General features: G+C 56.8%; 12 protein-coding genes. 2 read left to right on the top strand and 10 right to left on the bottom strand.

What is annotated here, in order from left to right:
* Positions 1-32: 32 nt before the first annotated feature.
* The 3 genes from KQI82_RS05635 to KQI82_RS05625 are packed head-to-tail and all read right to left on the bottom strand — an operon-like array spanning position 33 to position 1,215.
* Positions 33-512, bottom strand: a complete 480-nt coding sequence (locus KQI82_RS05635) for a hypothetical protein (protein WP_216631891.1) — start codon at positions 510-512, stop codon at positions 33-35.
* Complete coding sequence (locus KQI82_RS05630; RefSeq protein WP_216631890.1) at positions 509-823, bottom strand: double zinc ribbon domain-containing protein; 315 nt, start codon at positions 821-823, stop codon at positions 509-511. The genes KQI82_RS05635 and KQI82_RS05630 overlap by 4 nt, the downstream gene beginning before the upstream one ends.
* Positions 820-1,215, bottom strand: coding sequence for a hypothetical protein (locus KQI82_RS05625; RefSeq protein ID WP_216631889.1), 396 nt, complete (start codon positions 1,213-1,215; stop codon positions 820-822). The genes KQI82_RS05630 and KQI82_RS05625 overlap by 4 nt, the downstream gene beginning before the upstream one ends.
* Before the next feature lie 316 nt (positions 1,216-1,531).
* Here KQI82_RS05625 and KQI82_RS05620 point away from each other — a divergent pair, with 316 nt between their 5' ends.
* Together KQI82_RS05620 and KQI82_RS05615 are read left to right on the top strand one after the other, a co-directional pair.
* Positions 1,532-2,866, top strand: a complete 1,335-nt coding sequence (locus tag KQI82_RS05620; RefSeq protein WP_216557307.1) for an ABC transporter substrate-binding protein — start codon at positions 1,532-1,534, stop codon at positions 2,864-2,866.
* 36 nt (positions 2,867-2,902) lie between these two features.
* Positions 2,903-4,585 carry a helix-turn-helix transcriptional regulator gene (locus KQI82_RS05615; protein ID WP_216557304.1) on the top strand — a complete coding sequence of 561 codons (1,683 nt, stop codon included), beginning with the start codon at positions 2,903-2,905 and terminating at the stop codon, positions 4,583-4,585.
* A 199-nt stretch (positions 4,586-4,784) separates the two neighbouring features.
* Here the strand turns inward: KQI82_RS05615 and KQI82_RS05610 are convergent, their stop codons facing one another.
* Genes KQI82_RS05610 through KQI82_RS05580 form a run of 7 tightly spaced genes read right to left on the bottom strand, consistent with a single transcriptional unit; the run spans position 4,785 to position 11,237 of the window.
* Entirely contained in the window at positions 4,785-5,759 is a 975-nt protein-coding gene (locus KQI82_RS05610) for a DUF6744 family protein (RefSeq protein ID WP_338148951.1), read from the bottom strand.
* Positions 5,760-5,791: 32 nt separating this feature from the next.
* A complete protein-coding gene (locus tag KQI82_RS05605) occupies positions 5,792-6,001 on the bottom strand; it encodes a hypothetical protein (protein ID WP_216631887.1) in 210 nt (69 codons plus the stop codon).
* A 40-nt stretch (positions 6,002-6,041) separates the two neighbouring features.
* Entirely contained in the window at positions 6,042-7,109 is a 1,068-nt protein-coding gene (locus tag KQI82_RS05600) for a hypothetical protein (RefSeq protein WP_216631886.1), read from the bottom strand.
* Between the two features lie 15 nt (positions 7,110-7,124).
* A complete protein-coding gene (locus tag KQI82_RS05595; protein ID WP_216631885.1) occupies positions 7,125-8,960 on the bottom strand; it encodes an AAA family ATPase in 1,836 nt (611 codons plus the stop codon).
* Between the two features lie 36 nt (positions 8,961-8,996).
* Complete coding sequence (locus KQI82_RS05590; protein ID WP_216631884.1) at positions 8,997-9,998, bottom strand: Rad52/Rad22 family DNA repair protein; 1,002 nt, start codon at positions 9,996-9,998, stop codon at positions 8,997-8,999.
* Positions 9,999-10,002: 4 nt separating this feature from the next.
* The gene (locus KQI82_RS05585) at positions 10,003-10,692 is read right to left on the bottom strand and encodes a prokaryotic E2 ligase family D protein (protein ID WP_216631883.1); all 690 of its coding nucleotides are present in this window, start codon (positions 10,690-10,692) and stop codon (positions 10,003-10,005) included.
* Entirely contained in the window at positions 10,692-11,237 is a 546-nt protein-coding gene (locus KQI82_RS05580; RefSeq protein ID WP_216631882.1) for a hypothetical protein, read from the bottom strand. Before KQI82_RS05580 ends, KQI82_RS05585 begins: the two co-directional genes overlap by 1 nt.
* Positions 11,238-11,244: the final 7 nt, after the last annotated feature.

Below are 11,244 nucleotides of genomic sequence, written 5' to 3'. Positions count from 1 at the left end.
CGTTGTCCTCCTTTCGGTTGTCGGTTCATGGTTCATGGTTCTGTGCGCTCGTTCATGGCGCGCGCCGTCTCGGCCAGCCAGATTTCCGCCTGCCGGGCGGTCAGCCCGCCGATGCAATAGCCGTCGATGAGCTTCAGCTCCACCGCCTTTTCCAGCGCGGCCAGCTTTTCCGGGTGGCCGTCCTCGCAGACGAGATAGACCCGGCAGTCCGGCAGCTTCCGCCGCACCTCGACGGCGATGTCGCAACGAGAGGAAACATCCTTATCCTCCACTCCGTTTGAAAAGTCCAGCTCCAGCAGCAGAAGATCCGCCCTCTCCGCCGTACACTGCCAGACCACATCGTCGTAGTCGTCGGATAGAATACCCAGCGGACGGCAGCCGCCCAAATTACCCAGCCAGTCCGCCGCGCGGCGGGTCATGGCGGGAGTGATGAAGCAGGCTGCTGCTCTGGGCAGGGCCTGTTCTGCTCCGGGACCGCTGGCCGGCGGCTCCCGCTTTCGGAATAAGCTCATACCGCGGTCTCCTTTCTCCGTGTCACGCCTGCCTTCGGCAAGCGCGTCCCGCACTCCGGGCAGTACACCGCGTAGTCGGTGACAGCCACACCGCAGCCGGGGCAGCAGCGGTGGCGGGAGAGGTAGAAGTCATAGAGGGTCTTTTCCGGCAGTACCGCGCCGCAGTCAGCGCAGTGCGTGTCCTGCGCGGGGTTTGCCCTGCCGCACTCCGGGCAGAGCTTACATCGCCGCATGGTCTCCGGCCCGAAGCCGAACTCCAGCAGCGTCACCTGCCGCAAAGCTTTCCGGGTTCTCAGGTCATAGTTTGTCATTCGGCGGCTCCCTCCTTTCCGTCTGTGCCGCCCACCTGCAATCTTGCTCCACAGATGGGGCAGAAGCAGGCGTCCGGTTCCTGGAGGCGGACGCCGCAGTGATGGCAGAACGAGGGGTACTCGTCCTCCCACGGGGCGCAGTCCAGACACAGCCCCGCGTTGACATTGAACATAGCGGAGGATACATACTTCCCGCATTTGGGGCAGAGGTTGAACTCCCACTTGCCCTCCTTGTCCCACGCGATCTCCAGCGCCGCTTCCTCCGTGTCCGCCCGGATGGGCTTGGTCACGCAGCACAGCTCACCGGAGATGTCGCAGTAGAAGCGAAACACCCGCCCGCCTCCGGCGTCCGCAACGACCTTGTACGTTGCTGTTTTCTGTGATTCGGCCACAGACATTCCTCCCTTCCGTTTTTTCTTGCGAAGAACTGGGGGTTGTGCTATAATGCGAGAAAATCAAATGGGGGCGAGCGGTCCTTCCGTTGGAGCATAGCTCCAACGGAAAGGGGTACCCCTTTCCGATTTCTCTCTGCTGACCGGACGCTCCGAAGTGTTGCTTGACCGTCCGTTCTCCTGTTGTGTACCATATTTCCTCGCTCCTGTCATCTCCAAAAACCCGAAATTGGGTAGACGGAGACAAAAAAATTTTCAAAAACCATCAAAAATACGCCAATTCGCCAAACGCCTGTTCGATCTGGAGGTTTAACGCATGAAACCAAGATTTTTTGCCGCGCTGCTGGCGGCGCTGATGATTTTCTCCCTCACCGGCTGCGAGAAATCGCTGCTGGACAAGGATAACCCTGTGACGCTGACCTTCTGGCACGTCTACGGCGAGCAGTCCGGCTCTCCCATGGACGAGCTTGTGGACGAGTTCAACCGGACGGTGGGCGCGGAAAAGGGCGTGCGAGTGACCGTCACCGCTACCAGCAGCGCCTCTCAGATCGGTGCGTTTCTGCTGCAGGCGCAGGCGGGCGGCTCCGAGCTTCCGGAGATGCCGGATGTGTTCACCTGCCACATTGGGGATGCGATGGCGCTGGGGGCAGAGAACGTGGTGGACTGGAACGACCTCTTTACCGAGAAGGAGCGCGAGGAGTTCGTTTCCGGCTTTCTGGACGACGGCACGGCGGACGGCAAGCTGCTGGTATTCCCCATGTCCAAATCCACCCATGTGCTGATGCTCAACGGCTCCGCCTTTGACCGCTTCTCCGCCGCCACCGGCGCGCAGTACAGCGACCTTACCACATGGGAGGGCTTTTATCAGACCGCCGGCGCTTTCTATGACTACAGCGGCGGCAAGACCTTCTGCGCTCTGGACTATCCTCTCCGCGCTGTGGAGCTGCGGGCCATGGAGCAGGGTGCGGAGGATTTCTATACCGAGGACGGCTGGTACGACACGGACAACGCCATTTTCAAGGAGAGCTGGCTGGAATTTGCCCGCGCTCTGGTGCAGGGGCATATCCAGATGTCCGACCGCTATTCCAATACGCAGGTCATGACCGGCGAAACCATCTCCGGCATCGGCTCGTCCGCCGCCATCCTCTACTATAATGATAAGGTGAGCTATCTCGACGGCACGGTGGAGCCGATGAATTTGCAGGTCCTGCCCATGCCGAAAACCGACGGCGCGGACGCGCTGATGACTCAGGCGGGCGTGGGTCTTTGCGCCTATAAGACCGATGAAAAGCGGGCGGAGGCCGCGAGCCTGTTCGTCCACTGGCTGACGGAGCCGGAGCGGAACCTTGATTTTGTGGCCGAGACCGGCTATATGCCCGTGCGGAACGGTGCGTTCGATGCCATTGAGAACTATACGGATTTCCCGGAACCGCAGCAGGCATACCAGAATCTCTACGCCGCGCTGAACACCATGAGGCAGGAATATACACCGGTGTCCGAGCCGCGCTTTTCCGGCTATTACGGCAAGGTCAACGCCCTTTACGATGCGCTGCGGGAGGCGCAGAAGGCCTATCCCGCCCGCCTTGCGAACGGTGAGAGCGTGGATGAGCTGGCCAACGAGACATGGACGATGCTTTGCTCCATGGGCTGATGCGGATAAAAAAGAACCACAGGCAGGTAAAAATCGATGCGCCATGCACTGGAAAAACTGAACTACGCCAACCGCTCCATGAAGCACAAGCTGGTGATCTACATGGCGGCGATGGGCCTTCTTCTGGCCGCGGTGCTGCTGGTCAGCCTGCAAATTTTCGGGCGGATCAATACCCCCGGCGAGGAGCTGTCCAAAAGCATGAGCATCCAGATGGAGGTGTTCCGCTCGGATATGGCCTCCCTCTGGCGGAATGTCTCCGGCATGAGCGCCCATCTGTCCAAGGATATGACGGACATTCTGGAGGACACATTGGCCGAACAGGGCATGACCTTTTCGGAGCTGGACGGAAATCTTGACACCATCTCACAGGTAGAGGAGGCGCTGCTGGAGCCGCTGTGCCAGTATGCCCGTCAGACGGACTGCTCCGGAGCCTTTGTCATTCTGGAAGCCGCCATCGGCGTGAGCAGCGGCGAGGCTGACCGCAGCGGGCTGTATGTCCAGCGGAGCAACGCCGAGCATCTGACCGGGGATCTGCTGCTCTACCGAGGCATGGCGGAGATCGGGAAGGCCCACGGGGTCATGCCCCACCGGAAATGGAGCCGGGAGTTCAACACGGAGACTCTGCCGGATTACCGGCAATGCCTTGCGGATGCGGCCACGCCGGTATCTTCCGCCTCCTGCCGCACCTCGGCACTGATCACCCTTCCCGGCACCTCGGAGCGGGCCGTTCTGCTGACCATTCCCATGGTCGGGGAGGACGGCACGGTATACGGACTGTGCGGCTTTGGGGTCAACCAGACTTATTTTGCAGCTCACCACAAGCAGCCTACTGGCTTTCAAAGCGTTGCCTGCCTCATGGCATCGGAGGGCGGCGTGTCCAACACGCTGGACAGCGGCGGGTGTCTGATGACCGGCGGTGCGGGAGACTACTGCTATGTTCCCATTAACGACCGTCTCACACTCAAGCCCATGCGTCACGGCATGACATCCATGAAGTGCGGGGACCTTTCCTATGTAGGCATAACCATGGACTTTACCGCTGCAGGTGGAGACAGCGAAAGCCGGACATTGGCGGTGCTGATCCCCGCGCAGGATTACCGGCAGCTTGTGGTACGCAGCGTCTGGCAGACCGCTTTGCTGCTGTTCCTGCTGCTCTTTGCCCTGTGTCTGGCCTGCATTGTCCTCAGCCGCAGATACCTCTCTCCGCTGCTGCGGGATCTCCGGCAGCTTACGGAGGAAAACCGGGGCGACGGGCAGATGCGCTACAGCGAATTTGCCGCCGTATCCGGATCTCTGCGGGCGCAGGATGAAGCGCATCAGGAGACTGTTTCCGCGCTGGAGAGCGAGAAGGACGCGGCCCTGCGGCAAAGCGAATTTCTTCAGGCGCAGGTCGAGGAAACGCAAAGTCAGTTGGAAACCGTACAGACGGACGCATCCCGGATGGCTCACGCGCAGAAGGACGACATCGACCCGGAGGTGTACCGGATCTTTGTGACCGGGCTGGATAAGCTGACGAGTACGGAGCGCAAGATCTATGAGGGCTATGTTGCCGGCATGGGGCCACAGGAGATGAGCGTTCAATTCTCTGTTAAGGTGAGCACCATTTACAGCCACACCAAGAGCATTCTCCGAAAGACGGGGCTTGATTCCTACCGAAAGGTACAGCAATATGCCGCGATCCTGCGTCAGACGCAGGAGGAACAGGAGAACGAAACATAGTAACAGGCTCATCGTGCGAAACCTCCTGCAGGGGTGCCGATTGTTCCCCAGAGCGGCAGAGCTGCTCTGCCGCCAACATTCCATATTAACCTGAATTATATGGGATACCGGGCGAAAAAACAACAAAAAGTTCGCCTGCTCAACAGGATAAGGCGGGACTGCGCTTGCAGTCCCGCCTTGTGTCTGTACGCTTCAAGGCTTACGCAGCCTTTTGAAAGCGGATGCTCCGGGCCCGTACCTGAAGCTCCTGCGAAAGGAGCTTCAAGACGGAAAACTCATCGTCCAGCCCGTCCAGTTCGCGCTGCAGCACGCCCTCATAGTGGCGCTTCTTTTCCTCCAGCGCCTGCACCTTGAGTACCCAACGTTCCATAACTGCGGGACTCTGGCTGCTGCTCTTAATGAGGTAGTCGCACTTTTCCTGATAGGCAGCGATCTCCTTTTTCACTGCCAGATAGAATTCCTCCGTCATCTTATCCCGCTGCTTGGCATCGTCAATGATGTAGAAGCTGTTGACCACCAGCGGCGTCTGCTTTTTATTCAGTCCGCTGAGCAGGGTGATGAAGTCCTCGAAAATATCCACGCGCTCCATAAAAGTGCGGGGGACAAAGTACATATGGCCGGTGACACTCAGTTTGGTTGCCTCCATTCCCCGCAGGAAATTGACGCAGATGGTCTCGATCTGCTTGCGGTTTGCGCATCGCTGGTAGAGCTCAAAAAGCTCCTCCGCTTTTCGGCAGCAGCCCTGCACATCCACCGCATCGTCCAGCACGAGATTATCGCAGCGGAACATCCCGTCGTTCTTACCGCAGCTGATATTCGCCAGCTTTTCGTACTGGTTGGTATGGCGGTTCAAGGTTTCCTTCACCAGCTCACGGGAGAGAATGCCCGCCGTGTGCTTATTGTCACGACAGTAGGCGAGGTAGATATTCGTCTCGCCGTCCGTGGTGACCGGAACACGTTCCCGAATGTCTCCTGTGGCGGACCGAAACGCATCCGACACCGAGAGTCGGTTGCACCCGGCGTAAGCAATGCCCATGCTCTCACAGAGCGCGGAAAGTTCCTCTTTCTCTACCAGAAGGTTGGAAAGAGAAAAATAAAGAAACTTTCCCAACATGTGCCGCTTATCACCGGTGGCGGCACCGATAAATTCACCCATGTTTATGACATTGTCCATATTCGTGTCGTTCCTTTCTATGGTGAGATGCCTCACCAATTTTTGATGACCTCCGGGAGCTTATCATACTGCCCGGAGATCAGCAGCCCACATTCGTAGTGGAAATTGATGTAGGTGAGATGATATTCGATCTTTTCCATCGTCTTCTTATCACCGGTTTTCCGTGCGCGCCGGTGCTCTATGAAATACTGCTTCATTTGCTCCAGCGTAATGCCATAGCCGTCTTTTCGGATCTTCGCCATGATCCGCGCTTCCTCTTGTGCTGTTAACATTTTTTCTCCTTTACATCGTTGCCGCCCGGCTCAGAAGGTAGTCGTCCACTCCCTTGTAGGCGGGATTCCATGTGTACTTTGAATAGCGAATGCCCGGTATCTTCTGCACTTCCTTCCGCATGGTGAGAATGGCGCTGCGCACATTTGGATTGGTCATCTGATCCATGTCCATCGCCTCTATGACTTCGCGGACGCCAAGACCTCGGATGGTATCATTCAAGCCATTCAGCGCGTTGACGCCGCCGATGCAGATAAAGAGCGCATCTTGCGCAAGGAAACTGGCTACATCGCCCTTCAGCGGACCTTCCGTCAGAAACGCACGCTTGCTTTGGGTGTTCCCTGTCACATGCACCCACGAATAGCTGCGGGTGCCGGATGGCAGATTTCGGCTGGAAAGCCAGCGGTACTTGCGATTGGCCTGCTGCGCATCATCCAGACGGATCTTCAGCCCTTGAATCAGCCCATCCTTGTTCCGAACCGGAATCAAGAAACCGTTGGGGCCGGAGAGTGTCCAGTCGCTATAATAAGTGCGAAAGCCCGGAATACCGTGCAGGTCATGGCCGTGACTGCGCAGGAGGTCGGTCAAAAGCCGACGCCCGCGCTCTGTTTCCGGCATACTGCGATACTCGTTTCTTCGGATGCGCTCTTCGCTCAAGCCCCGTTCTAAGAGATTCTCGCCGTGTTTTGGGAGAAGCGTCAGATGCGCCAGCATATCCGAATACACGGCATGGCGCTGATCCAATGAGCAGGGCTGCCGTTCCTGTGTTTGGGGAGATGGCGATTGAGGCAAGGGGTAGACCTTGCTCTCATGCGCCAGCTCCAAATAAGCCTCTTTGTTACAGATCCCTTTGATCCGTGCATACAGGCTCACGCTGTTTCCGTGGGTGCCGCAGAGATTGCAGCGGTATTGGTCGGTATCCGTATTAAGGCTTAAATGATATTTCCCCGGCCCGTGGTCACCGCAGAAGGGGCAGCTTGCCTCGACTTCCTTTCGCCGCAGCGTCCGGGAGTCGAGGACAAGCCCACACCGTCTGGCCGTGTCCACAATGGGGATCTTATCGTAAATTTTTGCGGCCAAACGGTTTCACCTCCATCATGCGGCTCTCTGCTCCGCAAAGACAATGGGTCTTACGGGTTTTACCTGCAGCGCCGCGCCGCTGACACATTTTGCCATGATGATCTGTCCTGTTGGCCTTACATTGGCAAGGTCATCTACCGACTCCATGTTATCGACAAACACGGGGTAATTTCGTCCCGTCAGCCGCTTCATCAGCTCAGAGACCTCCATGCCGGCCCGGATCTTCTCCGAAAGAGAAAGCCGGTCGTAACGGCGACCGCCATACTGGAATTTGAAGGTGTCTTTGACTTCCCCGGTGGATTTCACCACATCGTAGAGTGAGATCTCCACACGGTTCATTTTAAGCTGCGAGAAGGTCAGCTCTGCCCGCTTGCTGATGTACGCGATCACATTGGCCATTTTGCGCTTGATCTCCGCAATGCTGGCATTGGCCTGCGCGATCTCCCGGTCAAAATCAGGAAGCTGCGCCGCCGTCATAGTCTGAAGCGCCGCTATTTTCGCTTCGCTCTGCCGCAGTTCCTCCCGGCATGTACCGAGGTGGTCGTATTCCGACTGCGAAAGATTGCCGTACTCCAGGTCAGCAGTCAGCGTCTGGATCTCTGCGCGCAGGCGCTCCGTTTCTGCGGAAGCCTGCTCCGCAAGCGAGGCACAGCGCTGCTCCATTTCCGCAGCTTCCGCGGCCCATTTGCCAAGGTCATCTTCTTTGAACTGTGCGAAGGTATCCGCAGCCTTTTTGTCCATCTCCTGAAGCTCTATCAGCTGAGCGCGCTGTTCACTGCCGGCAGCATAAAGCTCGGAGAGCACTTTTTTCAGCGCCGCCTGCACTTCGGGCAAGCTCTGCTCTGTCACGCTCCGGTGACAGGCAGGACACTCCATACCGGCATGAAACGCCTTATATGCAGCGCTTTCCCGCTGATACCGCACGCCCAGGTCTTTGACTCTGGCAGACACTTCCGCCAACGCTTCCGTGAATTTGGACTGGTACTTCTCCACTTCTCTGCGGGCGATCTTTTCCCGAAGAAGCTGAAGCTGTTCCCGCAATTTGGAAGTATCGGTGCGTTCATCCCTGGCAGCTTCCTCATATCGTCCGCTCAGTTCTACAAGCCGCTCCTGCATGTCACTTACATCCATGCCGGAAAACTGCCTTTGCTCCAGTTCCGCGATTTCCTCGCGAAGGGTGTCTGCCTGCAAGGTCAGCTCCTGCTCGGCCTGCTCATGGGATTCCCCCTGCGACGCCGCCAAGTCCTTCTGGCCTCTCAGATAGGTAATGCGTTCCTCCAGACCTCGGATCTCCTCCCGGCAGCGCTTGAGGCTGCCCTCCGGCGAGAGAATCGTCTCGTTTTTGAGATGTTCCCGCACGGGCTCAGATAGCTGAGAGAGTACCGTTTCATGAGGAATCGTCGGAAGATATCGCTCCAAAAGCTTTTTTCCATCCTCGCCCAACTCCTCAATAAAGTACAGAGGATTGAGAATGGACAAGAATACATCCCGCTCTCCAAAGAGATCTGCCAGATCCAACTGCCGGATCTCATAGCCATCATAGGTGATGGTCATGCGGTTTTTCCTGCGGGTGCGATTGAGCTCATGGAGCGTGCCTGTTTCGTCCACAAAGCACATCCGAATGGCGACATCGGGGTTATTCTCATTGTGCAGGCGGTCAATCCCACGCTCTCCAAAGAAGGGACAGCCGGTAACGGCAAAGGCGATGGCGTCTGCAATGCTGCTTTTCCCCCGCCCGTTGCCGCCGGTGATGACCGTAGGATTGCCGAACACCAGTTCTGTCGGCTCCTCATAGGACTTGAAGCCCGAAAGCATCAGGCTGGTGATTTGAAACTGCTCAATCTTTTTCAAAGAATTGCTCCTTTCCGTTTTTCGATGAATCGCTGTTTACGCCGCCCTGTCCTCCTGTGGGACAATCTCGTAGGATTCCAGCACGTAAAATGCCACGGTATCCTGCTGACGCATGGTGAGCTTTACATTGCTCAGAACGGTGCCTGCGCTCAGTTCGGGCCGTGCGCCGCGGGCGAAGGCCGGGATCTGCTTGCCGTCCGGCGCTCGGAGCGTAACAAGCGTGCTGCTGCCGCTCATACCGCCCTGTACCTTGGTGCTCAGAACCACATAGCAGTCTGTTCTCTGCCGCGCTGCGCTCTGCGGCGGGGTAAAGGGAACTGTGCGGGAAGCTGCCGCTCTGCTTTGCTGTGCGGGCAGAGTCTGCTGTGAAGCGCTCAGTGTCGTAGGCAACTCTGCTCTTTGCGAAGCCGGTGCAGGCGTGGGCTGGGAATTTCCCTGCTTTGGCTGCGGATTTGCTGCAGTCGCGTTTTCCTCCGGCGCTGTCTGCCCAGGCAGGGTTTTCGGCGTCAGCAGCGATTGAATGCCGCAGGCCGCGGCCGGTGTCAGCCCCAGACGCTTCAGCGCGCTCAGATAAGCGTTATCCAGCTTGGCGCGTTCGCTGTCCTTGATCACAAAGCTGCGCCCGCGCTTCTCAATCTCGACCCAGACGGTATTAAGGTCGTACAGCACGCGGCCGATCCCCCATTGGACGGCAGCGCGCTTCATACTGTCGGATAGGCCGCCCTTGACAGCCTCGATATCTGAGTCCTCGGCGCCGTCCCACTTGGTAATGAAGCCGCGGCCCTCAAAGTAGATGGCGATGCCGCAAAGCTGCGCCTCCTTTTTCCCGTTGCTATGCCAGGGCTTGAAGTCGTTATACCAGTTCTCCGGCCCGCAGACCTCGTCCAGGCGGTTCTGAATGGCGCGGTTTGTCACATAGGGAACGGCCAGGCCGCGCATCTTCTCTTCTATCGTGTTCTGCAGCCGCCATTCCAGATCCTCCGGGGCGAAGGGCTTTGCGAGAGCCTGCTGCATTTCTTTTGGGTTAAGCTGTGCCATGATGCTACCTCCTGCTGATAAAATCTCCCAGTGTTTTTCCATTGGAAACCAGAATGTCCGTGTAGTAATATGTGGGATCTTTGTCCTTGAGCTGTTCCAGAAGTTCTCCGTGCGAAAGCTTTAATCTGTTATGCTCCCTGTCATACATATCGTCGTTGTCAGGTAGACCCAACAGATACCGCGGAAAGTTCTTCAGCGCGGAAATCTTTCGATACCGCGGCAGCACATTGTTGCCCGTGCAGACCCGATCATCCGAATGGACATTGGAAAAGGGGTAAAAGAACATCGGCGTATCCACGGTTGGCGTTTCATCGGCAACGACGCCCATGGAACACTCCGCGACTTTGCCGTTTTCCAGAACCCGCACGCCAAACACCATGCGGGGAATCGGAAAATTTGGGTATTCCTTGTCCCCGTAAATCACATCTGCCCGCAGTTCCGGATTCCAAAGCACGAAATACTTCTCCGTAGCGGACATGGATAGGTGAAGGCAGTGTTCCGGAAGAAAGCCGCTGTCCAGATAATCATTGCTGGCATAGCTCTGGTTGATAACATAGTACAGCTCCAGAGGATCAATTTCCCTGTAGGCGGCAATGCCACCCGGTTTTTGCTCCTCTACAATGATCGTATTTCTGGTGGGAGATAACCGCAGAATGACATCTCTCGAATAATCCTTGTTTTCAGCCGGCTGCATCAGGCAGCCTCCTTTCTTATGTTTTCCGTTTCTCTCTCAGCAAGTTTTGCCTCTATTCGCCGGACACTGCATTGGCAGTAACGAAGCAGATCCACCAGCGAATTTGCAAAATAGAGCGGCTCGTAGTAATCCGGCGACAGGCAAAACTCCAGAACGACATGATCTCCGGCGATATGCTGTGAGAATTTGTTAACGGAGTTTGTTGCCCCCAGCACGAAATACTCAGTAATATCATGCAGCTTTTTACTCCATACGCTTTGCCTGCTTCCGTGCTTCGGATCAGAAGCACGCCCCTGCTCATACAGCCGGTCGATGATTGGATGGGAGCATTGCACGACGGTCGCTTCATACTCTTCATCGAAGAAAAAGTTCACATCGTCAAAAATATCCCACATAACTTCATCGATCACCATGAGAAGCTCCTCCATATCAACGACAGGGTAGCTTTGGCAAAAGATGTGTGCGGCATCCGGAGACTGCATATGCAGGAATTTAATCATACGCAGAAGCAGCAGGATATCGTCTTCATACTCAATTCCATACATAACCGGC

The organism is Dysosmobacter acutus, assembly GCF_018919205.1.
GTDB lineage: Bacteria > Bacillota > Clostridia > Oscillospirales > Oscillospiraceae > Oscillibacter > Oscillibacter acutus.
This window is presented reverse-complemented; position numbering and strand designations above follow the sequence as displayed.

Bases quoted from the DNA above. Each gene is read 5' to 3' on its own strand.
- KQI82_RS05635 (WP_216631891.1), bottom strand. From the start codon at position 512: ATGAGCTTATTCCGAAAGCGGGAGCCGCCGGCCAGCGGTCCCGGAGCA.
- KQI82_RS05630 (WP_216631890.1), bottom strand. From the start codon at position 823: ATGACAAACTATGACCTGAGAACCCGGAAAGCTTTGCGGCAGGTGACG.
- KQI82_RS05620 (WP_216557307.1), top strand. From the start codon at position 1,532: ATGAAACCAAGATTTTTTGCCGCGCTGCTGGCGGCGCTGATGATTTTC.
- KQI82_RS05615 (WP_216557304.1), top strand. From the start codon at position 2,903: ATGCGCCATGCACTGGAAAAACTGAACTACGCCAACCGCTCCATGAAG.
- KQI82_RS05610 (WP_338148951.1), bottom strand. From the start codon at position 5,759: ATGGACAATGTCATAAACATGGGTGAATTTATCGGTGCCGCCACCGGT.
- KQI82_RS05605 (WP_216631887.1), bottom strand. From the start codon at position 6,001: ATGGCGAAGATCCGAAAAGACGGCTATGGCATTACGCTGGAGCAAATG.
- KQI82_RS05590 (WP_216631884.1), bottom strand. From the start codon at position 9,998: ATGGCACAGCTTAACCCAAAAGAAATGCAGCAGGCTCTCGCAAAGCCC.
- KQI82_RS05585 (WP_216631883.1), bottom strand. From the start codon at position 10,692: ATGCAGCCGGCTGAAAACAAGGATTATTCGAGAGATGTCATTCTGCGG.
- KQI82_RS05580 (WP_216631882.1), bottom strand. From the start codon at position 11,237: ATGTATGGAATTGAGTATGAAGACGATATCCTGCTGCTTCTGCGTATG.